At 61.9% G+C, this 22,969-nt stretch carries 21 protein-coding genes and 1 pseudogene; 17 read left to right on the top strand and 5 right to left on the bottom strand.

The window, feature by feature from the left end:
- Positions 1 to 2 precede the first annotated feature (2 nt).
- The 13 genes from ACNFCI_RS11600 (at position 3) to ACNFCI_RS11540 (ending at position 13,851) form a co-directional block, all read left to right on the top strand.
- Positions 3 to 509 carry a chemotaxis protein CheW gene (locus ACNFCI_RS11600; protein ID WP_084856788.1) on the top strand — a complete coding sequence of 169 codons (507 nt, stop codon included), beginning with the start codon at positions 3 to 5 and terminating at the stop codon, positions 507 to 509.
- The gene (locus tag ACNFCI_RS11595; protein ID WP_368829998.1) at positions 506 to 1,756 is read left to right on the top strand and encodes a CheR family methyltransferase; all 1,251 of its coding nucleotides are present in this window, start codon (positions 506 to 508) and stop codon (positions 1,754 to 1,756) included. The genes ACNFCI_RS11600 and ACNFCI_RS11595 overlap by 4 nt, the downstream gene beginning before the upstream one ends.
- Positions 1,753 to 2,418, top strand: coding sequence for a chemotaxis protein CheW (locus ACNFCI_RS11590; protein WP_084856791.1), 666 nt, complete (start codon positions 1,753 to 1,755; stop codon positions 2,416 to 2,418). The genes ACNFCI_RS11595 and ACNFCI_RS11590 overlap by 4 nt, the downstream gene beginning before the upstream one ends.
- Positions 2,415 to 4,691, top strand: coding sequence for a hybrid sensor histidine kinase/response regulator (locus ACNFCI_RS11585; RefSeq protein WP_416767988.1), 2,277 nt, complete (start codon positions 2,415 to 2,417; stop codon positions 4,689 to 4,691). Before ACNFCI_RS11590 ends, ACNFCI_RS11585 begins: the two co-directional genes overlap by 4 nt.
- Positions 4,688 to 5,701 (top strand): chemotaxis response regulator protein-glutamate methylesterase, encoded by a 1,014-nt coding sequence (locus tag ACNFCI_RS11580; RefSeq protein WP_084856794.1) that lies wholly within the window; start codon positions 4,688 to 4,690, stop codon positions 5,699 to 5,701. The genes ACNFCI_RS11585 and ACNFCI_RS11580 overlap by 4 nt, the downstream gene beginning before the upstream one ends.
- A 51-nt stretch (positions 5,702 to 5,752) precedes the next feature.
- Positions 5,753 to 6,757 (top strand): diguanylate cyclase, encoded by a 1,005-nt coding sequence (locus ACNFCI_RS11575; protein ID WP_416767987.1) that lies wholly within the window; start codon positions 5,753 to 5,755, stop codon positions 6,755 to 6,757.
- A 167-nt stretch (positions 6,758 to 6,924) separates the two neighbouring features.
- A protein-coding gene (prfB, locus tag ACNFCI_RS11570; protein ID WP_143515203.1) for a peptide chain release factor 2 occupies positions 6,925 to 8,020 on the top strand; the annotation gives its coding sequence in 2 pieces (ribosomal slippage) (positions 6,925 to 6,996 and positions 6,998 to 8,020; 1,095 coding nt in all).
- A gap of 93 nt (positions 8,021 to 8,113) precedes the next feature.
- Positions 8,114 to 9,616, top strand: a complete 1,503-nt coding sequence (gene lysS, locus ACNFCI_RS11565) for a lysine--tRNA ligase (protein WP_060478386.1) — start codon at positions 8,114 to 8,116, stop codon at positions 9,614 to 9,616.
- Between the two features lie 267 nt (positions 9,617 to 9,883).
- Positions 9,884 to 10,588: a TetR/AcrR family transcriptional regulator gene (locus ACNFCI_RS11560; protein ID WP_084856799.1), complete on the top strand. Its 705-nt coding sequence runs from the start codon at positions 9,884 to 9,886 to the stop codon at positions 10,586 to 10,588.
- Between the two features lie 46 nt (positions 10,589 to 10,634).
- Entirely contained in the window at positions 10,635 to 11,183 is a 549-nt protein-coding gene (locus ACNFCI_RS11555; RefSeq protein ID WP_084856801.1) for a hypothetical protein, read from the top strand.
- 172 nt (positions 11,184 to 11,355) lie between these two features.
- Positions 11,356 to 12,633 (top strand): flavohemoglobin expression-modulating QEGLA motif protein, encoded by a 1,278-nt coding sequence (locus tag ACNFCI_RS11550; RefSeq protein WP_368829997.1) that lies wholly within the window; start codon positions 11,356 to 11,358, stop codon positions 12,631 to 12,633.
- The gene (locus ACNFCI_RS11545) at positions 12,605 to 13,528 is read left to right on the top strand and encodes an alpha/beta hydrolase (RefSeq protein WP_084856805.1); all 924 of its coding nucleotides are present in this window, start codon (positions 12,605 to 12,607) and stop codon (positions 13,526 to 13,528) included. Before ACNFCI_RS11550 ends, ACNFCI_RS11545 begins: the two co-directional genes overlap by 29 nt.
- Positions 13,525 to 13,851, top strand: coding sequence for a hypothetical protein (locus ACNFCI_RS11540; RefSeq protein WP_084856807.1), 327 nt, complete (start codon positions 13,525 to 13,527; stop codon positions 13,849 to 13,851). The genes ACNFCI_RS11545 and ACNFCI_RS11540 overlap by 4 nt, the downstream gene beginning before the upstream one ends.
- Before the next feature lie 113 nt (positions 13,852 to 13,964).
- Here ACNFCI_RS11540 and ACNFCI_RS11535 read toward each other — a convergent pair whose 3' ends face one another.
- The 3 genes and pseudogenes from ACNFCI_RS11535 to ACNFCI_RS11525 form a co-directional block, all read right to left on the bottom strand.
- Positions 13,965 to 14,753, bottom strand: coding sequence for an OmpA family protein (locus ACNFCI_RS11535; RefSeq protein ID WP_084856809.1), 789 nt, complete (start codon positions 14,751 to 14,753; stop codon positions 13,965 to 13,967).
- A 52-nt stretch (positions 14,754 to 14,805) separates the two neighbouring features.
- Entirely contained in the window at positions 14,806 to 15,219 is a 414-nt protein-coding gene (locus tag ACNFCI_RS11530; protein WP_084856812.1) for a DUF4398 domain-containing protein, read from the bottom strand.
- A gap of 264 nt (positions 15,220 to 15,483) precedes the next feature.
- Positions 15,484 to 15,582 (bottom strand): annotated as a pseudogene (locus ACNFCI_RS11525) (pilin assembly protein); the annotation flags it as partial.
- A 207-nt stretch (positions 15,583 to 15,789) separates the two neighbouring features.
- On the opposite strand from ACNFCI_RS11525, the gene ACNFCI_RS11520 reads away from it, so the two are divergent.
- On the top strand, positions 15,790 to 16,788 hold the full coding sequence (locus ACNFCI_RS11520; RefSeq protein WP_368829996.1) for a hypothetical protein: 999 nt from the start codon (positions 15,790 to 15,792) through the stop codon (positions 16,786 to 16,788).
- The gene (locus tag ACNFCI_RS11515; RefSeq protein ID WP_368829995.1) at positions 16,788 to 18,554 is read left to right on the top strand and encodes a hypothetical protein; all 1,767 of its coding nucleotides are present in this window, start codon (positions 16,788 to 16,790) and stop codon (positions 18,552 to 18,554) included. The genes ACNFCI_RS11520 and ACNFCI_RS11515 overlap by 1 nt, the downstream gene beginning before the upstream one ends.
- Before the next feature lie 10 nt (positions 18,555 to 18,564).
- Here the strand turns inward: ACNFCI_RS11515 and ACNFCI_RS11510 are convergent, their stop codons facing one another.
- Together ACNFCI_RS11510 and ACNFCI_RS11505 are read right to left on the bottom strand one after the other, a co-directional pair.
- Complete coding sequence (locus ACNFCI_RS11510; RefSeq protein ID WP_368829994.1) at positions 18,565 to 18,891, bottom strand: hypothetical protein; 327 nt, start codon at positions 18,889 to 18,891, stop codon at positions 18,565 to 18,567.
- 96 nt (positions 18,892 to 18,987) lie between these two features.
- On the bottom strand, positions 18,988 to 19,287 hold the full coding sequence (locus tag ACNFCI_RS11505; protein WP_368829993.1) for a hypothetical protein: 300 nt from the start codon (positions 19,285 to 19,287) through the stop codon (positions 18,988 to 18,990).
- 137 nt (positions 19,288 to 19,424) lie between these two features.
- Between ACNFCI_RS11505 and ppc the strand changes: the two genes are divergently transcribed.
- Entirely contained in the window at positions 19,425 to 22,052 is a 2,628-nt protein-coding gene (gene ppc / locus ACNFCI_RS11500) for a phosphoenolpyruvate carboxylase (RefSeq protein WP_368829992.1), read from the top strand.
- A gap of 257 nt (positions 22,053 to 22,309) precedes the next feature.
- Entirely contained in the window at positions 22,310 to 22,960 is a 651-nt protein-coding gene (gene adk / locus ACNFCI_RS11495) for an adenylate kinase (RefSeq protein WP_324816271.1), read from the top strand.
- Positions 22,961 to 22,969 lie beyond the last annotated feature (9 nt).

Raw genomic sequence — 22,969 nt, 5'->3', positions numbered from 1 at the left:
CGATGAACGACGTGCAGCTCCAGCAGGAGCAGGCAGGCGACGGCAAGGGCACGCTGTACCTGCAGTTTCGCATCGGTGACCAGCGTTTTGCCCTGGATGTGCACGAGGTGATCGAGGTATTGCCGCGCCGTACGCTCAAGCCCATCGCTCAAGCCCCTGCGTGGGTGGCAGGTATCCTGGCCCACCGCGGCGCACTGGTGCCGGTGGTGGACCTCTCGGCGCTGAGCTTCGGTCGCCCGGCCCCCATGCGCACCAGTACCCGACTGGTGCTGGTGCATTACCGTGGCGACCAGCAACTGGGCCTGGTCCTGGAGCAAGCCACCGATACCCTGCGTTGCCGCCCCGACGAGTTCCAGCCCTATGGCCTGGACAATACCGATGCGCCGTACCTGGGGCCGGTGCGCCAGGATGCAGGCGGGTTGTTGCAGCGTATCGAGGTGGACGACCTGCTGCCGGACGATGTGCGCCGGTTGCTGTTTCCCGAGCTGCCTGGGCAGGTGACGGCATGAACCAGCAGCATTTCTTCCGCTTCCTGCAGGAGCGTATCGGCCTGGACGTGGACTCGGTCGGCGCGCCCATGGTCGAGCGGGCCTTGCAGCAGCGCTGCGCCGCTTGCCAGGCCAGCGACCTGGACGACTACTGGCTGCGCCTGCAGCAGTCGGTAGACGAGCAACAAGCGCTGATCGAGGCGGTGATCGTTCCGGAAACCTGGTTCTTCCGCTACCCGGAGTCGTTCACTGCCCTGGTGGGGCTGGCCCATAAACGCCTGGCCGAGCTGGCCGGCGCACGCCCGCTGCGCATTCTCAGCCTGCCCTGTTCGACCGGCGAGGAACCCTATTCGATCGCCATGGCATTGCTCGATGGGGGCATGGACCCGGCGACGTTCCGGATCGATGGCATCGACATCAGCCCCAGTTCCATTGCCCGCGGCGAGCAGGCGGTATACGGGCGCAACTCCTTCCGTGGTATCGACCTGGCCTTCCGTGACCGGCACTTCAGTGAAACCGACGAAGGCCACCAACTGGCCGAGCGGGTACGCAACCAGGTCAACCTGCAGGTAGGCAATGTGCTGGACCCCCTGCTCAAGAGCCGCGAAGGGCTCTACGACTTCGTGTTCTGCCGCAACCTGTTGATCTATTTCGACGTGCCGACCCAGCGGCGAGTTTTCGAGGTGCTCAAGCACCTGACCCATGCCCAGGGCGTGCTGTTCATCGGCCCGGCCGAGGGCAGCCTGCTGGCGCGCCTGGGCATGCGCCCGCTGGGCATCGCCCAGTCGTTCGCCTATGTTCGCCAGGAAGAGCCACCGCCCCCGGCCACCCGCCCGGTACTGGCCGTTCGCACGCTGACGATGCCGCCCTTGTCGCCGCGGCCTGTGACTCGCCCCGCCCGGATGCCTCGCCCGGTGCCGGCGGTTTCCCATGCCCCGTCCCATGGCGAAGGCGAGCGGCAGTTGCTCGAGCGCATCGCTCGCCAGGCCAATGCCGGCGACAGCGAACAGGCGCGGGCCAGCTGCCAGCAGTATCTGCAGCAGTTCCCGCCCAAGGCGCAGGTCTATTATTGGCTGGGCCTGCTCAGCGATACCGAAGGCGACATCCAAGCCGCACTCAGCCATTACCGCAAGGCACTGTACCTGGAGCCCCAGCATCCAGAGGCGTTGGTGCACCTGGCGGCCTTGCTCGCCTCCCAGGGCGATGAGGCCGGGGCCCGTCGGCTGCAGGCGCGGGCTGCGCGTGCGGGGCGGGAGTCTGAACGATGAGTGACGTACAGGGGGTGCACCTGATCGCACGGGACGATGAGCTCATCGACGACTGCTGGAACCGCATCGGCGTGCATGGCGACAAGCAGTGCCCGTTGCTCGAACGCCATGTCCACTGCCGCAACTGCCAGGTCTATGCCGCAGCGGCCACCCGCCTGCTGGACCGCTATGCCCTGTTGCAGGACGAGCAGGACGTGGTGTTGCCGCCGGAGGAAGACAGCGTTGGGCGCTCCATGCTGCTGTTCCGCCTGGGCGAGGAGTGGTTGGCCCTGGCCTGCGCATGCCTTGCCGAAATCGCCCCGCTGCAGGCCGTGCATTCACTGCCGCACCAGCGTTCACGGGTACTGCAGGGCGTGGCCAACGTACGTGGCGCGCTGGTGCCCTGTCTGTCGCTGGCCGACCTGCTGGGCATGGAAATACTGCCGGCCCAGGAACGCAACGGCCGAGTGATGCCACGTATGTTGATCCTTGCAGCCGAAGGTGGCCCGGTGGTTATCGCGGTGGACGAAATCGATGGTATCCACCGCCTGGACCCTGCGCGTTTGGTCGATGGCCAGGACGCCGCGCATTTCACTGCGGCGGTGCTGCAATGGCGCGGCCGCAGCGTGCGGGTGCTGGATGAACGACACGTACTGTCTGCCGTGAAGCGGAGCCTGTCATGACCCCTGAGCAAATGCGCGACGCATCGCTGCTCGAGCTGTTCAGCCTGGAGGCCGAGGCCCAGACCCAGGTGCTCAGTGCTGGCCTGATGGCGCTGGAACGCAACCCGACCCAGGCCGACCAGCTGGAAGCCTGCATGCGTGCGGCCCACTCCCTCAAGGGCGCCGCCCGCATCGTCGGCATCGATGCCGGGGTCAACGTGGCCCATGTCATGGAGGATTGCCTGGTGGCCGCCCAGGAAGGGCGTCTGCTGCTGCGTGCCGAGCATATCGATGCCCTGCTGCAGGGCACCGACCTGCTGATGCGCATCGCCACGCCGGGCGACCAGGGCAGCGAGGCGGCGGTGCCGGCCTTCCTGGCACAGCTGGCCGGCCTGCTAGACCCGAGTGCGTCCGCTGCAGCCCAACCCAGTGCTCCCGCCGCTGCGGCCTTGCCTCCTGCAGCAGAGGCAGAGGTGCCAGAGGCTGTGAGCGAGCCGGCCGAGCCCGTTCCGCCGCCCAAGGTGGCCAAGCGCGGCGGTGAAGGGGCCGAGCGGGTGCTCAGGGTTACGGCCGATCGCCTCAATAGCCTGCTGGACCTGTCGAGCAAGTCGCTGGTGGAAACCCAGCGCCTGAAGCCCTACCTGGCCAGCCTGCAGCGCCTCAAGCGCATGCATGGCCAGGGCATGCGCGCCCTCGATGGGCTCAAGCAGCAGCTCGAAGGCAGCGGCCAAAGCCAGGAGGTGCTCGAAGCCCTGGCCCAGACCCAACGTCTGTTGGGCGAAACCCAGCAGATCCTGCAGCAGCAGGCCGCAGAGATCGACGAGTTCGGCTGGCAGGCCAGCCAGCGTGCGCAGCACCTCTACGACACGGCGCTGGCCTGCCGCATGCGCCCCTTCGCCGATGTCCTGACCGGGCAGAGCCGCATGGTCCGCGACCTGGGGCGCTCCCTGGGCAAGCAGGTGCAACTGCAGGTCGAGGGCGAAAAGACCCAGGTCGACCGCGACGTGCTGGAGAAGCTCGAAGCGCCCTTGACCCATCTGCTGCGCAATGCCGTCGACCATGGCATCGAGCTGCCCGAGCGGCGTCTGCTGGCGGGCAAGCCGGTCGATGGCACGTTGCGCCTGCGTGCGTCCCACCAGGCCGGGCTGCTGATTCTCGAACTCAGCGATGACGGCGCCGGTATCGACCTTGAGCGCCTGCGTCGCAGCATCGTCGAGCGTGCGCTGTCGCCTGCCGAGACCGTGGCGCAGATGAGCGAGGCGGAGCTGCTGACCTTCCTCTTCCTGCCGGGCTTCAGCCTGCGTGACCAGGTCACCGAGGTGTCCGGGCGGGGCGTTGGCCTGGATGCGGTGCAGCACATGGTGCGCGAGCTGCGCGGCTCGATCGAGCTGACCCAGGTGTCCGGCCAGGGGTGCACCTTCCACCTGGAAGTGCCGCTGACCTTGTCGGTGGTGCGCAGCCTGGTGGTGGAAGTGGGCGGTGAAGCCTATGCGTTCCCATTGGCGCACATCGAACGCACCCTGGAGGTGTCCGCCGAGCAGATCGTGCAGATCGAAGGGCGCCAGCACTTTTGGCACGAGGGCCGGCACATCGGTCTGGTGGCCGCGAGCCAGTTGCTCAACCGCCCGGCAGGGCAGGATGACGAACGCAGCCTGCGGGTCGTGGTGATCCGTGAGCGCGATCAGCTCTACGGTGTGGCGGTCGAGCGCCTGGTCGGCGAGCGGGTGTTGGTGGTGATGCCGCTGGATACGCGCCTGGGCAAGGTCCAGGACATTTCTGCCGGGGCCTTGCTCGACGATGGCTCGGTGGTGCTGATCATCGACGTCGAAGACCTGCTGCGCTCGGTCGAGAAGCTGCTCAGCACCGGGCGGCTGGAGCGTATCGAACGTGGTGCCCGGGGTGGGCGTGGCCTGGTGCGCAAGCGCATCCTGGTGGTGGACGACTCGCTCACCGTACGTGAGCTGCAGCGCAAGCTACTGGGCAACCGCGGCTACGACGTGGCCGTGGCGGTGGACGGCATGGACGGCTGGAACGCCTTGCGCAGCGATGATTTCGACCTGCTGATCACCGATATCGACATGCCGCGCATGGACGGCATCGAACTGGTGACCCTGGTACGCCGGGACCAGCGCCTGCAATCGCTGCCGGTGATGGTGGTGTCCTACAAGGATCGTGAAGAAGACCGGCGACGTGGACTGGACGCCGGCGCCGACTACTATTTGGCTAAGGCCAGCTTCCATGACGACGCGCTGCTGGACGCCGTGGTGGAGCTGATCGGAGGGGCCCAGGGATGAAGATCGCCATCGTCAACGACATGCCCATGGCCGTGGAGGCCCTGCGCCGGGCGCTGGCCTTCGAGCCTGAGCACCAGGTGCTGTGGGTGGCGGCCAATGGCGCCGAGGCGGTAAGGCTGTGCGCCGAGCAAACCCCGGACCTGATTCTCATGGACCTGATCATGCCGGTGATGGACGGCGTCGAGGCCACCCGCCGAATCATGGCCGAGACCCCATGCGCCATCGTTATCGTCACGGTCGATCGCAAGCAGAACGTGCACCGGGTGTTCGAGGCCATGGGCCATGGCGCCCTGGACGTGGTCGACACGCCTTCGCTGGGGGCCGGCGACGCCCGGGAAGCGGCCGCGCCACTGTTGCGCAAAATCCTCAATATCGGCTGGTTGATCGGCCAGCAACGGCCAGCCACGACCCGGACTGTGTCGGCGCCGCTGCGTGAAGCGTCCCAACGTCGTGGCCTGGTAGCCATCGGTTCCTCGGCGGGTGGGCCGGCGGCACTGGAAGTGCTGCTCAAAGGGCTGCCGCGGGAGTTCCCGGCCTCCATCGTGCTGGTCCAGCATGTGGACCAAGTGTTCGCCGCCGGCATGGCCGAATGGCTCAGCGGGGTGTCCGGCCTGCCGGTACGCCTGGCCTGTGAAGGCGAGCCACCACAGCCGGGGCAAGTCCTGCTGGCGGGCACCAACCACCATATCCGCCTGATGCAAGGCGGCCAGCTGGCGTATACCGCCGAGCCGGTCAACGAGATCTACCGCCCCTCGATCAACGTGTTCTTCGAGAGCGTGGCCCGCTACTGGACCGGCGATGCCGTCGGCGTGCTGCTCACCGGCATGGGCCGCGACGGCGCCCAGGGCCTCAAGCAGATGCGCCAGCGAGGGTTCCTGACCATCGCCCAGGACCAGCAGAGCTCCGCCGTCTACGGTATGCCAAAGGCCGCCGCGGCGATTGATGCCGCCGTGGAGATCCGGCCGCTGGAGCGTATCGCCGGGCGGCTGATGGAGATCTATCCAAAATGAAGTTATGTATTGAGTCACGCCGGCTGGCCGGCAGTGACCGGGTGAACAGGCATGAATGATCTACCGATCGAAGGTTTCACGACCATCAACGAAAGCGCGGCGATGGTCCTGCTGGTCGACGACCAGGCGATGATCGGCGAAGCGGTGCGCCGTGGGCTGGCCCATGAGGAGAACATCGACTTCCATTTCTGCGCCGACCCCCACCAGGCGGTGGCCCAGGCCATGCGCATCAAGCCCACGGTCATCCTCCAGGACCTGATCATGCCAGGCCTCGATGGCCTGACCCTGGTGCGCGAATACCGCAACAACCCGGTCACCCAGGACATCCCGATCATCGTCCTGTCGACCAAGGAAGACCCACTGGTCAAGAGCGCAGCCTTCGCCGCCGGGGCCAACGACTACCTGGTCAAGCTGCCGGACAACATCGAGCTGGTGGCGCGGATCCGCTATCACTCGCGCTCCTACCTGACCCTGCTGCAGCGCGACGAAGCCTACCGCGCCCTGCGGGTCAGCCAGCAGCAGCTGCTCGATACCAACCTGATGCTGCAGCGGCTGATGAACTCCGATGGCTTGACCGGGCTGTCAAACCGCCGTCACTTCGACGAATACCTGGAACTCGAATGGCGGCGAGCCATGCGCGAACAGCAGCAATTGTCGCTGTTGATGATCGACGTCGATTATTTCAAGGCCTACAACGACAGCTTCGGCCACTTGGCCGGCGACGAGGCCCTGCGTCAGGTGGCCGAAGCCATCCGTGGTTCCTGCTCGCGGCCCACCGACCTGCCGGCACGCTATGGCGGCGAGGAGTTCGCCCTGGTGCTGCCCAATACCTCGCCCGGCGGGGCCCGGCTGATCGCCGAAAAGCTGCGCCAGACGGTGCTGGCGCTGAACATTCCACACATCGCCCCCCAGGCCGATGCGCACCTGAGCGTGAGCATCGGCCTGGCGACCCTCACGCCTGGCATCGGCAGCCATAGCCGGCAACTGATCTCGGCGGCCGACAAGGGGCTGTACCTGGCCAAGAACAACGGGCGTAACCAGGTGGGTGTGGCCTGACTCCCTTGTGGCTTGCACCAGGACACAGCGCGCCAGTGCGGCGCGTACCTTGTGCCGCGCAGGCGCGCGACGGCCTCCTGCCGATACCGCCCGGCGGGTCTGCCGCCCTGGCACGGACTGCGTTATACTCGCGGGCTTTTCACCGAATTCGCGCGAGTAGCCAGCCCATGGAAATCCAACCAATCCTGAACACCATCAAGGACCTCACCGAACGTTCCCAGTCCATTCGGGGGTATCTTTGACTACGATCAAAAAGCTGATCGCCTGATCGAAGTCAACCGCGAGCTGGAAGACCCTGCCGTCTGGAACAAGCCCGAGTATGCCCAGGGGCTGGGGCGCGAGCGTGCCATGCTGGCACAGGTCGTCGAGACCCTGGACAAAATGTCCAACGGCCTGTCCGACTGCAAGGACCTGCTCGACATGGCCGTCGAAGAGAATGACGAAGCCGCCGTCAGCGATGTCGTGACCGAGCTGGAAGGTCTGGAAGAAGTCCTGGCCCAGCTCGAGTTCCGTCGCATGTTCAGCGGCGAGATGGACATGAACAACGCCTACCTGGACATCCAGGCCGGCTCCGGCGGCACCGAGGCCCAGGACTGGGCCAACATCCTGCTGCGCATGTACCTGCGTTGGGCCGACAAGCGCGGTTTCGACGCCACCATCATCGAGCTGTCCGAAGGCGAGGTCGCCGGCATCAAGGGCGCCACCGTGCACATCAAGGGCGAGTACGCCTTCGGCTGGCTGCGCACCGAGATCGGTGTGCACCGCCTGGTGCGCAAGAGCCCGTTCGACTCCGGCGCCCGTCGCCACACCTCGTTCTCGGCGGTGTTCGTCTCGCCCGAGATCGACGACAAGGTCGAGATCGAGATCAACCCGGCCGACCTTCGCATCGACACCTACCGCTCCTCCGGTGCCGGTGGCCAGCACGTGAACACCACCGACTCGGCGGTGCGTATCACCCACGTGCCGACCAACACCGTGGTGGCCTGCCAGAACGAACGTTCCCAGCACGCCAACAAGGACACCGCCATGAAGATGCTGCGGGCCAAGTTGTACGAACTGGAAATGCAGAAACGCAATGCCGCCTCGCAAGCCCTGGAAGACAGCAAGTCGGACATCGGCTGGGGCCACCAGATCCGCTCCTACGTGCTCGATGACTCGCGCATCAAGGACCTGCGTACCGGCGTCGAGCGCAGCGACTGCCAGAAGGTCCTGGACGGCGACCTCGACCAGTACCTGGAAGCGAGCCTCAAGCAGGGGCTGTAAACCGCACACCACCGCCGCGATACCAGGCCCCGGGCCGGTATCGCGAGCCCGGCCCGACAGGGGCAACGAACACCTGATGGAAACAATGACGACATGAGCGACCTCAAGACCGAATCGCAAGACCTGCAACAGGAAGAAAATGCCCTGATCGCCCTGCGCAAGGAAAAACTTGCCGCCGAGCGTGCCAAGGGCAACGCCTTCCCCAACGACTTCCGTCGCGACAGCTACTGCAACGACCTGCAGAAACAGTACGCGGACAAGACCAAGGAAGAGCTGGAAGCAGCCGCGATTCCGGTCAAGGTTGCCGGCCGCATCATGCTCAACCGTGGTTCGTTCATGGTCATCCAGGACATGACCGGGCGCATCCAGGTCTACGTCAACCGCAAGACCCTGCCGGAAGAAACCCTGGCCGCGGTCAAGACCTGGGACCTGGGCGACATCATCAGTGCCGAAGGCACCCTGGCCCGTTCCGGCAAGGGTGACCTGTACGTCGAAATGACCAACGTGCGCCTGCTGACCAAGTCGCTGCGCCCGCTGCCGGACAAGCACCACGGCCTGACCGACACCGAGCAGCGCTACCGCCAGCGTTACGTCGACCTGATGGTCAACGAGGAAACCCGCCACACCTTCCGTGTGCGTTCGCAGGTGATCTCGCACATCCGCAAGTTCCTCATCGAGCGCGACTTCCTCGAAGTCGAGACGCCGATGCTGCAGACCATTCCCGGTGGCGCCGCGGCCAAGCCGTTCGAAACCCACCACAACGCCCTGGACATGGCCATGTTCCTGCGTATTGCGCCGGAGCTGTACTTGAAGCGCCTGGTCGTGGGCGGTTTCGAAAAAGTCTTCGAGATCAACCGCAACTTCCGTAACGAAGGCGTCTCGACCCGGCACAACCCCGAGTTCACCATGCTCGAGTTCTACCAGGCCTACGCCGACTACCGCGACAACATGGACCTCACCGAGGAGCTGTTCCGCGAGCTTGCGCAGTTGGTACTGGGTTCCACCGACGTGCCGTATGGCGACAAGGTGTTCCACTTCGGCGAGCCGTTCGCGCGTCTGTCGGTGTTCGACTCGATCCTCAAGTACAACCCTGAGCTCACCGCCGCCGACCTGCAGGACGTCGACCGTGCCCGCGAGATCGCCAAGAAGGCCGGCGCCAAGGTGCTGGGCCACGAAGGCCTGGGCAAGCTGCAGGTGATGATTTTCGAGGAGCTGGTCGAGCACAAGCTGGAGCAGCCGCACTTCATCACCGAGTACCCGTTCGAAGTCTCGCCGCTGGCGCGCCGTAACGACGAGAACCCGGCCGTCACCGACCGCTTCGAGCTGTTCATCGGTGGCCGCGAGATCGCCAACGCCTATTCCGAGCTCAACGATGCCGAAGACCAGGCCGAGCGCTTCCTGGCCCAGGTGGCCGAGAAGGATGCCGGTGACGACGAGGCCATGCACTACGACGCCGACTTCGTCCGAGCCCTGGAGTACGGCATGCCGCCGACTGCCGGTGAGGGTATCGGTATCGACCGTCTGGTCATGCTGCTGACCAACTCGCCGTCGATCCGCGACGTGATCCTGTTCCCGCACATGCGTCCGCAGGCCTGAGCATGGTAAAGGGGGCCGCTGCGCGCCCTGCCCTGTAGGAGCGGGCTCGCCCGCGAAAGGGCTGCGCAGCAGCCCCAGAATTTCAAAGCGCCGCTCCAATGAATGCCAAGTGCCTTCGGAGCGGCCTTTTTTTGCCTGCAACCCTTTTGTGACTGGGTGGTCACAGTTCGCGGGCCGGCGCCGCCACCGGCTACAAACCGTCTTTACTGGAAGAAGAGGGGAAGACCCTCGCTGAGATTCAACGAGGTAAACATCGTGACTCCCGCAATGGCTCAACAAGGTGCAGCCGGCGTCGCCAGCGCCGTCGCTGAAAGCGTGCAATACCAAGGGCGCAAGACTGCCCGCCAGGGCAGCGAGCAGCGCCGCCAGCAGATCCTCGACGCAGCCATGCGCATCGTCGTGCGCGATGGCGTGCGTGGCGTGCGGCACCGGGCGGTGGCCGCCGAGGCCGGTGTGCCTTTGTCGGCCACCACCTACTACTTCAAGGACATCGAAGACCTGCTCACCGACACCTTTGCCCAGTATGTCGAGCGCAGCGCCGCCTACATGGCCAAGCTCTGGGCCAGTTCCGAAGTGCTGCTGCGCCAGTTGCTCGCCCAGGGCGACGGCAGCCCGGCGTCCCGGGCGCGCCTGGCCGACGACGTGGCACGCATGATGGCAGACTATGTCAGCCGCCAGTTGCATACCCGGCGCGACTTCATCATGGCCGAGCAGGCCTTCCGCCAGGAGGCGCTGTTGTGCCCACGTCTGGCCGAACTGGTAACCGCCCACGAACAGATTCTGCTGCATGGCGCACGCCAGATGCTGCAGGTGGTCGGCTCGCGCCAGCCCGAGCAGGACGCCCAGATGTTGACGGCGATAATCGAGCAGATGGAATATCAGGGCCTGCTCAAGGACGCGAATGCGCAAGCCGATGGGCAGATGCTCGCTATCCTTACCCGGTACCTGCACCTGGTGCTGGCATCGGCCTAGGCTGGGACCGACCCCAGGGGCGACCGACTTTTTCAAGGAGAACCTGATGAAAGCCTGGCGTGTGGTGTTGTTGACGCTGTCATTCCTGATGCTCGGTGGCTGTCTGGTGACCTTCCATGAACCTTTGCCCAGCAACCAGGCCGCGCCCAAGGCGCTGCTTGGCAAATGGAGCAGCAAGGACGCCTGGGGCGAGCCGCTCAAGCTCGCCATCAGCCGCGTCGGCGGAGATGCCTACCGGGCGGTGGCCACCGCCAAGGGCAAGGCACCCGAGGAGTACGTCTTTACCGTGTCGCGCCATGGCAACCGCTGGTACCTGTCGGCGGGGGTGCCCAAGCGCCTGGGCGGCAACTTCCTGATCGGCGGCTTCGATATCGTCGATGACAAGGAGCTGGTGCTCTACAACCTCGATGTCGACCAGGTCCAGCAGGCGCTGGAGCACAAAGAGCTCAACGGGCGCAGCACCGAGGGGGTGGAGGACAACGGGCCGGGTGTGTTGATCGACAGCCCGGCGGAGCGGGTTCTGGCCTACCTGGACGACCCGGCCAATTCCGACCTGTTCGTCGAAGTGGCACGTTTCCAGCGTTCCAGCAAATGACCGTGCGGCCTCATCGCCGGCAAGCCGGCTCCCACGGGTATATCACTGCCCTTGCGCATGTGTATCGGTGAGAGCAACTGTCTTGCCGGATTTCTGTGAGCTGGCGCAACCCGGTGGGAGCCGGCTTGCCGGCGATAGGGCCGTTACAGGTATGTTCTGAAAGGAGTCCCCGGTGGACGAGTACCAGCAAACCATACGCGCGTTGTCCGATCGCATCGTCGCGGCGCAAACCCCCATTCGTGTGCTCGACGCGGTGAAATGGGACGACAACATCCGTAACGGTTTTCTCAATGCCAAGGGCAAGGAGCCACCTGCGGTCGATCGCGCCTACTACCAGGGCCGGCCCTTGTCGTTCGATTCCAGCGCAGTGAAGGCCGAGTTCCAGAGCATCGAGCGCGACATCACCCGCCAGCTCGGCCAGTTCAACCCGGTCGGCCAGATCATGCGGCGCATGTGCAAGGAGTACCGCATGGTGGTACGCATGCTCGAAGCCCGTGGCACCGAGGATTTCGGCCTGATTTCCCAGGAGCTCTATGGCGCGGCCTCGGACGCCTTCCATGCCGGCGACCCGACCCTGGCCGACCTGGGTCTGATGCTCTCGGACTACCTGAACAACATCGATGGCCGGGGCGACCTGAAGGACGAGCCGAAGAACCTCACCGCCAAGGAAGCCGTGGCGATTCTCCAGCGCCGCCTGAACAAGGTGTTCGGCGAAGCCGAGGAGACCATCCGCGTGTTCGAGTCCGATGGTATCGTCGCCGACGCTGCTGCCGGTGCCGACTACATCAAGGTGCGTGCCGACGCCATGTTCAACAGCCGCGACGTACGCGCCCTGGAGGTCCACGAGGGGCTGGTGCACGTGGGCACCACCCTCAATGGGCTCAACCAGCCGATCTGCACCTTCCTGGCCAAGGGGCCGCCCTCGTCGACCGTGACCCAGGAAGGCCTGGCCATCCTCATGGAGGTGATCGCCTTCGCCTCCTACCCCAGCCGCCTGCGCAAGCTCACCAACCGCACCCGGGCGATCCACATGGTGGAGGAGGGCGCCGACTTCATGCAGGTCTATGAATTCTTCCGCGGCCAGGGCTTCGAGATGGCCCAGAGCTACAGCAACGCCAGCCGGGTGTTTCGTGGTTCGGTGCCCAATGGCCTGCCATTCACCAAGGACTTGTCCTACCTCAAGGGTTTCATCATGGTTTACAACTACATTCAGTTGGCCGTGAAGAAGGGCAAGCTCGAGCAGATCCCGCTGCTGTTCTGCGGCAAGACCACCCTGGAAGACATGCGTACCCTGCGCCAGCTGGTCGAGGAGGGCCTGGTGGAGCCGCCCAAGTACCTGCCGGAGCAGTTCCGCGACCTCAACGCCCTGTCGGCCTGGATGTGCTTCTCCAACTTCCTCAACCACCTGAGCCTGGATCGCATTGAAGCCGACTACGCGAACATTCTCTGACGCTTGTCGCCTGCTGATCCTGGGCCTGCTCCTGCTGGGGCTCGGGGGCTGCAGCAGCTTGCTGTTCTTCCCGGAGCCGGGCCTTGCGTTCACCCCGGAAAAGGCCAAGCTCGCCTATCGCGACCTGACCCTCACGGCGGCCGACGGCACGCGCCTGCACGGGTGGTGGCTGCCGGCCAAGCCTGGTGTCGAGGTCAAGGGCACGGTGCTGCACCTGCACGGCAACGGCGGCAACCTGGCCTGGCACCTGGGCGGCAGCTACTGGCTGCCCGAGCAGGGCTACCAGGTGCTGTTGATCGACTACCGCGGCTATGGCCTGTCCCGGGGCAAGCCCAGCTTGCCCGAGGTCTACCAGGACATCGCCGCGGCCATGGCCTGGCTGGACCAGGCCCCGCAAGTCAAGGGCAAGCCCCTGGTACTGCTGGGGCAGAGCCTGGGCGGAGCCATGGCCATCCACTATCTGGCCGCTCATCCCGACCAGCGCCAGCGCTTCAAGGCACTGGTGTTCGACGGCGTGCCGGCCAGCTACCGGGAAGTGGGGCGTTTCGCCCTGAGCACGTCCTGGCTTACCTGGCCGTTACAGGTGCCCCTGTCATGGCTGGTACCGGACGGCGACAGTGCGATCCGCTCCATCGAGCGGCTGGACAGCCCACCGAAGCTGTTCTTCCACAGCATCGATGACAACCTGGTGCCGATGGACAGCGGGATCCGCCTGTACCAGCACGCACCGCCGCCGCGGGTCCTGCAGCTGACCCGGGGTGGCCATGTGCAGACCTTCGCCGACCCGACCTGGCGCCAGGTGATGCTGCGCTTTCTTGACGACCCCAGCCACTTCAATGGCCTTCGGCGCTTGGCCGAAGTGCCCAACTACCCAGACGAGAACAACGAGCAATGAGTGAAGAACGCAACGCCATCCCGCTGATCCTGACGGCCGTCGGCAGCATCATCGTGACGGTCGGCACCCTCTGGTACTACGGCTACGTGCATTTCGCCAAGCCCGAGGATGCCCTGTTGCTGCAGGACTTCACCATGCTCAAGACCATCCCCGGCGAAGACTACAAGGTCTCCCTGGACCCGGCGCCCCAGGTGGCCCAATGCGTCGATGGTGTGCTGGTGCTGTTCGATACCCAGCAGAAGGGCCTGACCGGCGTGCTGGTGGACAACCGCAAGCGGGCGATCCGCTGCCTGGGGCAGGAGACGCCGCAGCAGGTGCAGTGATTCTTGTCACGAGCCCCATCGCAGAACAAGCCCGCACCCACAAGAGAACCCTGTAGGAGCGGGCTTGTCCCGCGATGGGCTGCAAAGCAGCCCTGTGTTTCAAGACCCAGGCGTTATCGCGCCTGGCTCACCGAACGCGGTTGCACCGGTTGGTTGTCGTTGGAGATGGTCACCTCCACGCGGCGGTTCTGGGCGCGGCCAGAGTTGCTGCTGTTGTCGGCCACCGGGTATTCCTTGCCGTAGCCTTGGGCGACGATGCGGGTCGGGTCGACGCCGGCACGCACCAGGGCCATGCGCACGCTGTTGGCGCGGCGTTCGGACAAGGCCTGGTTGTAGGTGGCCGAACCTACGCTGTCGGTATAGCCCTCGACGATCACCTTGCGCTCAGGGTTCTCCTGGAGGAACTGGGCGAGCTTGGTGATGTTGGGGAAGGCGCTGCTCTTGAGCTCGGACTTGTTGAAGTCGAACAGCACGTCGCCGAAGGTCACCAACGTGCCTCGGTCAGTCTGCTTGGCGTTGAGGCTCTCCTGCAGCTTGCGGATCTGTGCGTCGCGGGCATCCAGGCGGGCCTGGGCGCGCTGGGCGGAGGCGTTTTTCAGTTCGTTCTCGGCCGAGCGCAGGGCGATGGTCTGCTTGGCCACCTCGACGCGCTGGTTGGTCAGGTAGGCCAACTGGTCGACCTTCTTGTCGTCCTCACGGTCCATGAATGCTTTGTCGGCCTTGTTCAGCCAGTCCTGGGCGTCCTTGGTCTCGAGAGCCGCCAGCTTGCTGGCTTGCGGGTCGCTCTGCAGGGCCGAGAAATTGGTACGCGCCGACTCAAGGTTCGGGTTCGGGTCGTGGGAGCAGGCGGCCAGGCCTACGCTCAGGGCCAGCAGGGCGGGGATCATTACGTGATTACGCATAGTGTTCATCCTTTGAAAAGTGGCGAAGGCTCAAGAAAAGGCTGGGCTGCGCTCATTCGGCGCTGCGCATGCCTTCCTCACGCAGGTCCTGGACGCCCTGGCGAGCGTCCTGCACGGCCTTTTGCGCCTTGGCGGCCTGCGCCTTGCGCTCGGCCACGCGCGCGTCCCACTCGGCCTGTTCGGCCAGGCGCTTGGCTTCGTCATACTTCTTGTCATGCATGGCGATTTCGGCCTGCTTGAACTTGTCCTGGGCGGCCTTCATTTCCACTGCGGCGAATTCGGTGCCGCCGGCACTGACCGCGGAGTTGACCGCGGATTGGGTAACGGCGTACTGCTCGGTGGGCGGGTTGCCAGCGCAACCGGCCAGGACCAGGCTGCTGCCCAGGGCCAGTGCGGCCAGCTTGAGCCCGCGCCCAGGCTTGGATGAGTCATTCGATGTGCGGGTCTTCATGGTGGTCAGCTCCATTGGTTCACTCCTGTTGACGACAATGTCCGTAGCAGTCCATCGCTTTTCCCTGGCAGATGCGCGCACTTCGGCTGAACAGTGCACAACGGCATGTGTGCAGGGTTTTAGCGTGATGGCTATTGGCTGTGACTGAGGCGTTTTTCAGATAGTTCAGAAAAAATTGCCTTCGATGGGCAAGTTTTTCTGACTGTTCAGTCAGCGTTGTTCGCCACTAATGGGAGTGTCTGGGGCAAGTGCGAGCGCCCTGGGGGCGCTCGCCCAGGCTCACTTGGAGGTGTCGTCGCCGGCGCTGCCGGGGCTATGCAGGTGGTGGCGGGAAAGCGCCAGGAAACGCGGGGTAGGGCCGATATCTTCGGAAAGCGGGACTACAAAGGAAAATTTTGCGGCCAAGATAGCCCCATTCCAGCTTAGTCCAAATCCGTCGAGATCATTGGTCTCATCCCGCTGGCAAGCCCGCACGATTTCGTGGTGAACCTGAGTGTTTGATGTTAAAACGCCTCTACAAAACTCATGTTCTACGATGGGGAGCAGATTAAGTTCCCCGGCTATCTGAGAGTGAGGTTGCTTTGCATGGATGAGGTCAAACTGATGGATCGGAGTCGCATTCTCCATGAGGCACTGGAGCAGTGTGGATGGGAGGACGCCGCTCAGGTGGTGCAACGTGTTCAGCGTTTGGACCTTGGATTGCCCGCAGAAGACGAGTTTGCCGTAATTTGCAGTTGGCTTGGGAAGTGCTCACTAATACATAAGTTGGACCAACAGCAAGTTCCGAAGTCATCACGCGATTCTTATCAAGTTCCCGACTTGCTAGCTGTTTTTAATACGGAGAAGAATCAATATAGGGTTTTAATTGAAGTAAAAACAAAACAGGAACAGAAGCTCACTCTTAGAGCAAAAGATAGGGAGAAGCTCCTTAAGTATGGCGAGCTGCTGGGGATTCCGGTTTTGTTTGCATGGAAGCGTCACAGTATTTGGACGCTTTTTGATATCTCTCTATTTGAGCGGTTTAATAAAAATTATCGTGTTGATTTCTTTTCGGCTTTGTCTAATAGCTTAATGAGTTTGCTTGCAGGTGATGTGAGCTATCAATTAGGTGATGGGGTCGGACTAAAAATAAGATTCAAGAAGGTGGGGGTGCAACAAGTTGAAGGTGATACAGAGACTTGGAGAACCCATCTTGAAGATATTCATCTTGTGGACTACGTTGGTGGAAAAAATTATGAATTTTCTCCGAAAACTCTTTCTATTCTAAATGCTTGTGAGCTTGAAGAGGAAACAGTAGTTGATGATGCATCAATTCAGCAAAGCTTTATAGCTCGCTCTGGGGTTGGGTATATGGCCCATTCAGTAATTGAGGCTCTGTTAACATTCAAAGAGTCCAGTGCGGAAAAGAATGTTCATTGGCGGTCGTTGTTGGTCGATGAGTCACCTCTTGAGTCTATATCGAGTTTTCAGAGTGCTTTGAATGAAGCACTTCATAAAAAAATCATAAAATATATAATTTTCCAGCATCCTCAAAAGTACCCGGATTTCATAAAGGTTGATGATAAAGTCAAAGGAGTGTGTTGATGTCGGTTGGTAAGGCTAAGTCAGCCCTTGTAGATTTTGTTAAAGGCGAAAAGGATAGGGCAATTGTTCTGAAAGGGGATTGGGGGACGGGTAAGACCCACCTTTGGAAACAAGTCGTGCTTGAAAGCCGGGATTCGTTCCGTAAACGTAATTATTCTTATGTTTCTCTCTTTGGGCTGAACAGCCTGAAAGACTTGAAAAGGTCGATCTACGAGAACAAGGTTTATCGGGAACGTGCCCACATCGCTTCTGATGAAAGCTCGTTTGAAGAGAATCTTAAAGACATTTCAGGTCGATTTGCGGGGTGGATGCGTAAAGGTTCATCGCTGTTCAATGACGTATCAGCGATGGGCGTTAAAGGAATTGGCCCAATCGTTGAGAGTCTTCAGTTTCTCCGCGTTACTGATACGCTGGTCTGTCTTGATGATTTCGAGCGGAAAGGCTCTGGGCTACACGACAGAGAAGTACTAGGTCTAATTTCCCTGTTGACAGAAAACAAAAACTGCCGCGTGGTGATGCTGCTAAACGATGGAACGCTAAAAGCTGGCGATGATTTTTTCTCATATCATGAGAAAGTCTTTGACTATGAAGTGACATTCAATCCAAGTGTTGACGAAGCAGTTGGTTTGGTTTTCGATTTTGATGATGAATTGCATGAGGTGATTGCCAAGAATTCTGCGAAGCTAAAAATCAATAATATTAGGTTGCTCAAGAAGATTGATTACTTTGTTGGGCTGCTCAAGCCAACCTTGAAAGGTATTAATGCTCAAATTGTTGAGCAGGCTCTACATGTTTTACCACTGGCTATTGTGGCAAAATACGGTGGTGGCTCTGCTAAGGTTGATATTGATTTTATACTGGCTTATGAGGGTGGTTATGTTGGTGCTTCTCTGCCCGGAGACGAGATGGATGAAAGTGAGGTGGAGAAGCGGAAGTCTATTGAGGAGAAAAACAAATATCTCGAAGAGTATGGGTTTACTCGGTGTGATGAGTTTGATGTTGCTGTGATTGACTTGGTGGCAAAAGGTTACGTTGATGAAGAGTCTTTACGTAACGTTATTTCAGCTTTAGAAGCTAAAATAAAGCACGATTCAGAAATTGCTTTGTTGAAGAAAGCTTGGGATGTTTTCCATTCTTCTTTTTTTGATAATGAAGGTGAGGTTTTTGCTGCTTTTGAATCGGCGGTTGATAAGGCTCTTTTAAAGTTCTCAATCAACGACTTGGATTCGGTTGCGTCAGTGTATTTTGAAGCGGGGCGGCATGATAGGCTTAAGGAAATAGTTGACAATTACTTTGAGGGTGTCGCGTTCTCTGATGATGTTCGTGAGAAGAGCGATATTTTCCGCTGGCCTGAGAATGTCTACATTCAGAAAAAACTGGATGAGTATTTTGATGGTCTGGTTGTGGAACGCAGTTTGGCAGATTTGATTGAGCACGCTTATAGCGTCACTAGCTTCAACAGTACCGATGTTAGAAATAGCGTTGCCAAAAAAACTGAAGCCGAATTCTATGATTACTTTAGTAATCTTGACGACTATAATTTGACTAATTACGTAAGAATGTGTCTCAAATGTGGTCAGGTAAGCTCGCCTGATGATGTTATTCAGGACTCATTTAATGAGATTTTTGTGAAGACCTATCGTTGTTTAATGAGGTTGTCGGAATTGTCTCTGCTCAATAAAGCAAGGATGAGTAAATTCAAAGGATACGAAAAACTGTATTCTCAAATCGAGGCGGAAATGAGTTCTCGAAACGCTGGTGATTGATATTTAGTGGTTAGGGTTTTTCTCGAAGTTTTTTTGAGAGGTTTTGTTCAGCTTCCACGAATGCAGGTGTCTTGCCAGCATCTGCATAAACCTCTTCACCTTCCTCGATTCTGATGACTTGAGAGCCTTTCTCGTAGGGAATAGCTTGCTCTGCTTCCTGTATAGCAGATTGCAAAAGGCTTTCAGTGATGGTGGCCTCATCGAGTCCATACGCCTGAGCGAAAGCCTTAATTTTGACAAGATCGTGCTTTCTGAGGGTCAGGGTGTAATCCACCCGATCAGCAGCCTCCTGAGATTTGCTTTCCCACCGTTCGAGCATCTTTTTGAAGGTGTCCATGGCTTACCTCTCTATATATGCAGTGATTCCAAAGTCAGATCGACAGAGCGGCTTACGGTTCGGGCTGGCCCCCAGCAAGCCCAAGGGGTACGTGGCCTAAGCCGGTTTTCGTATTTTTCCTATCGTGTGCTCGCTTTCCTCGTACAGCGGGTCGCCCTCTTCATCGGTGGCGATCACCTGCTGCCCCTGGACATAGGGAAAGCTGGCCTCCAACTCTTCGAGGGCTGCGCCGACCAGCTCACCGAGCAGTTCTTCGGCGGTGCGCTTGGGGTACATGTCGATCAAGGCAGCCAGGCGCGCTTCGGACTCCAGGTCCAGGTGCAGCACATGGCCGGTAGGGCTCAAATGCCCCTTGGCGTTCTGTTCCCATTGTTGGACAAGCTCGCGGATTTTCATGACGACCTCTGGCCACGGATGACTCCTTTCACTTTAGTCGCTTTGCCAGGCTGCGGCTTGCCATGCCGGGCCGGCTGTGCCAGTACTGTTCTCTTCCTGAGCGGGAGCGCGGGCGAGCCGCGCCGGAGAGAGGGCCGATGACCGATATCGATGTACGCTTGCGTGAGGATGTCCATCTGTTGGGGGAGCTGCTGGGGGAGACCATACGCCAGCAGCATGGCGAGGCGTTCCTGCAGAAGATCGAGGACATTCGCCACAGCGCCAAGGCCGACCGCCGTGGCGCCGCCGAGCAGCTGAGCTCGACGTTGGGCGACCTGGCCGACGATGACCTGCTGCCGGTGGCGCGGGCGTTCAACCAGTTCCTCAACCTGGCCAATATCGCCGAGCAGTACCAGTTGATCCGCCGCCGCGACGCTGGCCAACCCGAGCCCTTCGAGGCGCGGGTATTGCCGGAGTTGCTGGCGCGCCTGAAACAGGCCGGCCACAGCGATGATGCCCTGGCCAGGCAGCTGGCCAAGCTGGATATCCAGCTGGTGCTCACCGCCCACCCCACCGAGGTGACGCGCCGGACCCTGATCCAGAAATACGACGCCATCGCCGGGCAACTGGCGGTGCAGGACCATCGTGACCTGACCCTCGCCGAACGCCAGCAGGTTCGCGAGCGCCTGCGCCGGTTGATCGCCGAGGCCTGGCACACCGAGGAAATCCGCCGCACCCGGCCGACGCCTGTGGACGAAGCCAAGTGGGGCTTCGCGGTGATCGAGCATTCCCTGTGGCAGGCGATCCCCAACCACCTGCGCAAGGTCGACACGGCGCTGTTCGAAGCTACCGGCCTACGCCTGCCGCTGGAGGCGGCACCGGTCCGCTTCGCCTCCTGGATGGGCGGCGACCGCGACGGCAACCCCAACGTGACCGCGGCGGTGACCCGTGAAGTACTGCTGCTGGCGCGTTGGATGGCCGCCGACCTGTTCCTGCGCGATATCGACTACCTGGCCGCCGAACTGTCAATGCAACAGGCCAGCGCGACCCTGCGCGAACGGGTTGGCGACAGCGCCGAACCCTACCGTGCGCTGCTCAAGCAATTGCGTGATCGCCTGCGCGCCACGCGCGCCTGGGCCCATGCCGCCCTTACCACCACGCTGGCGCCTGGAGCCGAGGTATTGGCCAGCAACCGTGAGCTGATCGAGCCCCTGGAGCTGTGCTACCAGTCGCTGCATGAGTGCGGCATGGGGGTGATCGCCGACGGCCCGTTGCTCGACTGCCTGCGCCGGGCGGTGACCTTCGGCCTGTTCCTGGTGCGCCTGGATGTACGCCAGGACGCTGCCCGGCATCGGGACGCGCTGACCGAAATAACCGATTACCTGGGCCTGGGGCGCTACGCCGACTGGGACGAAGAGCAGCGCATCGCGTTCCTTCTGGCTGAACTGAAGAATCGGCGACCTTTGCTGCCTGCGCATTTCCAGCCCGGGGCCGATACCGCCGAAGTACTCGCCACCTGCCGCGAGATCGCCGCCGCGCCCGCAGCCTCGCTGGGCTCGTATGTCATCTCCATGGCCGGTGCTGCCTCGGACGTGCTGGCGGTGCAGCTGTTGCTCAAAGAAGCCGGCCTGACCCGGCCGATGCGGGTGGTGCCGCTGTTCGAGACCCTGGCCGACCTGGACAACGCCGGGCCGGTGATGGAGCGTCTGCTCGGCCTGCCGGGCTACCGTGCCGGGCTGCACGGGCCGCAGGAAGTGATGATCGGCTACTCCGACTCCGCCAAGGATGCCGGTACCACGGCAGCCGCCTGGGCCCAGTACCGGGCCCAGGAAAACCTGGTGCGCATCTGCCGCGAGCACCAGGTCGAACTGCTGTTGTTCCATGGCCGGGGCGGTACGGTCGGCCGAGGGGGGGGGCCGGCCCACGCTGCGATCCTGTCGCAGCCGCCCGGCTCGGTGGGCGGGCGGTTCCGCACCACCGAACAGGGCGAGATGATCCGCTTCAAGTTCGGCCTGCCGGGTATCGCCGAGCAGAACCTCAACCTGTACCTCGCCGCTGTGCTCGAGGCCACCCTGCTGCCACCGCCGCCCCCGCAGCCAGCGTGGCGCGCATTGATGGATCAACTGGCCGCCGATGGTGTCAAGGCGTACCGCGACGTGGTGCGCGAGAACCCTGACTTCGTCGAATACTTCCGCCAATCCACCCCCGAGCAGGAGTTGGGCCGCCTGCCCCTGGGCAGCCGCCCGGCCAAGCGACGTGCCGGCGGCATCGAGAGCCTGCGTGCGATTCCGTGGATCTTCGGCTGGACCCAGACGCGCCTGATGCTGCCGGCCTGGCTGGGCTGGGAAACGGCGCTGGGCAATGCCCTGGCCCGTGGCCAGGGCGAGCTGCTGGCACAGATGCGCGAGCAATGGCCCTTCTTCCGCACGCGCATCGACATGCTGGAGATGGTCCTGGCCAAGGCCGATGCGGAAATCGCCAAGGCCTACGACGAACGTCTGGTGCAACCGGAACTGCTGCCATTGGGTGCGCAACTGCGCGACCTATTGTCGCAGTCGTGCCAGGTGGTGCTGGGGCTGACCGGGCAATCGGTGCTACTGGCTCACAGCCCCGAGACCCTGGAGTTCATCAGCCTGCGCAACACCTACCTGGACCCGCTGCACCGCCTGCAGGCCGAGCTGCTGGCCCGTTCGCGCAGTCGCGAAGCCGCTCTGAACAGCCCGTTGGAGCAGGCCCTGCTGGTGACCGTGGCGGGCATCGCCGCAGGCCTTCGCAACACCGGCTGAGGTGACAGAGGAGGGGCCTTGGCCGGGTGGCATGTGCCGTTCGGTCGGGCCTGGCCAAGCCGGTTGCGCTGGGCGCAACCGAGTCGCCAAAGGCCCCTGCATGGCGATTTCCTGCAACTTTGGGACGCTTGTCTGGTTGCCGGGCGCTGTGTATCTTGAGCAGCCTTTTGACCGATTTTCGGTCTCACCCGATTTTTCGGAATTGGCCATGTGTGCCGAATCCGTTGATTTACATAGAAAAATATGAGGAGCACAAGATGCGCGTAATTCTGCTGGGAGCTCCCGGGGCCGGTAAAGGTACTCAGGCAAAGTTCATCACCGAGAAGTTCGGTATTCCACAGATCTCCACCGGTGACATGCTGCGTGCTGCCGTCAAGGCCGGCACCCCGCTGGGCCTGGAACTCAAGAAGGTCATGGATGCCGGCCAGCTGGTTTCCGACGAGCTGATCATCAGCCTGGTCAAGGAGCGCATCGCCCAGCCGGATTGCGCCAACGGCTGCCTGTTCGACGGCTTCCCGCGCACCATTCCCCAGGCTGAAGCCATGGTCGCTGCCGGTGTCGACATCGACGCCGTGGTCGAGATCGCCGTGGACGACGAAGAGATCGTCGGTCGTATGGCCGGCCGCCGCGTACACCTGTCGTCGGGCCGTACCTACCACATCCAGCACAACCCGCCGAAAGTGGAAGGCAAGGACGACGTCACCGGTGAAGCGCTGATCCAGCGTGATGACGACAAGGAAGAGACCGTACGCCACCGCCTGTCGGTGTACCACAGCCAGACCAAGCCGCTGGTGGACTTCTACCAGAAGCTGTCGGCCGCAAACAATGGCAAGCCGAAGTACGCCCACATCGAAGGTGTCGGCTCGGTCGAGTCGATCACCGCCAAGGTGCTGGCAGCCCTGAGCTGATCCAACACC

The organism is Pseudomonas sp. NY15356, from assembly GCF_048068175.1.
Taxonomy (GTDB): Bacteria; Pseudomonadota; Gammaproteobacteria; order Pseudomonadales; family Pseudomonadaceae; genus Aquipseudomonas; species Aquipseudomonas putida_K.
This window is presented reverse-complemented; position numbering and strand designations above follow the sequence as displayed.

Excerpts from the sequence above, each read along its gene's own strand:
- ACNFCI_RS11530 (WP_084856812.1), bottom strand. The coding sequence starts at position 15,219 with ATGGAGCTGACCACCATGAAGACCCGCACATCGAATGACTCATCCAAG.
- ACNFCI_RS11585 (WP_416767988.1), top strand. The coding sequence starts at position 2,415 with ATGACCCCTGAGCAAATGCGCGACGCATCGCTGCTCGAGCTGTTCAGC.
- ACNFCI_RS11555 (WP_084856801.1), top strand. The coding sequence starts at position 10,635 with ATGAAAGCCTGGCGTGTGGTGTTGTTGACGCTGTCATTCCTGATGCTC.
- ACNFCI_RS11520 (WP_368829996.1), top strand. The coding sequence starts at position 15,790 with ATGGATGAGGTCAAACTGATGGATCGGAGTCGCATTCTCCATGAGGCA.
- ACNFCI_RS11510 (WP_368829994.1), bottom strand. The coding sequence starts at position 18,891 with ATGGACACCTTCAAAAAGATGCTCGAACGGTGGGAAAGCAAATCTCAG.
- ACNFCI_RS11560 (WP_084856799.1), top strand. The coding sequence starts at position 9,884 with ATGGCTCAACAAGGTGCAGCCGGCGTCGCCAGCGCCGTCGCTGAAAGC.
- ACNFCI_RS11600 (WP_084856788.1), top strand. The coding sequence starts at position 3 with ATGAACGACGTGCAGCTCCAGCAGGAGCAGGCAGGCGACGGCAAGGGC.
- lysS (WP_060478386.1), top strand. The coding sequence starts at position 8,114 with ATGAGCGACCTCAAGACCGAATCGCAAGACCTGCAACAGGAAGAAAAT.
- ACNFCI_RS11540 (WP_084856807.1), top strand. The coding sequence starts at position 13,525 with ATGAGTGAAGAACGCAACGCCATCCCGCTGATCCTGACGGCCGTCGGC.
- ACNFCI_RS11535 (WP_084856809.1), bottom strand. The coding sequence starts at position 14,753 with ATGCGTAATCACGTAATGATCCCCGCCCTGCTGGCCCTGAGCGTAGGC.
- ACNFCI_RS11505 (WP_368829993.1), bottom strand. The coding sequence starts at position 19,287 with ATGAAAATCCGCGAGCTTGTCCAACAATGGGAACAGAACGCCAAGGGG.
- ACNFCI_RS11590 (WP_084856791.1), top strand. The coding sequence starts at position 1,753 with ATGAGTGACGTACAGGGGGTGCACCTGATCGCACGGGACGATGAGCTC.
- ACNFCI_RS11515 (WP_368829995.1), top strand. The coding sequence starts at position 16,788 with ATGTCGGTTGGTAAGGCTAAGTCAGCCCTTGTAGATTTTGTTAAAGGC.
- ACNFCI_RS11580 (WP_084856794.1), top strand. The coding sequence starts at position 4,688 with ATGAAGATCGCCATCGTCAACGACATGCCCATGGCCGTGGAGGCCCTG.
- adk (WP_324816271.1), top strand. The coding sequence starts at position 22,310 with ATGCGCGTAATTCTGCTGGGAGCTCCCGGGGCCGGTAAAGGTACTCAG.
- ACNFCI_RS11595 (WP_368829998.1), top strand. The coding sequence starts at position 506 with ATGAACCAGCAGCATTTCTTCCGCTTCCTGCAGGAGCGTATCGGCCTG.
- ACNFCI_RS11575 (WP_416767987.1), top strand. The coding sequence starts at position 5,753 with ATGAATGATCTACCGATCGAAGGTTTCACGACCATCAACGAAAGCGCG.
- ppc (WP_368829992.1), top strand. The coding sequence starts at position 19,425 with ATGACCGATATCGATGTACGCTTGCGTGAGGATGTCCATCTGTTGGGG.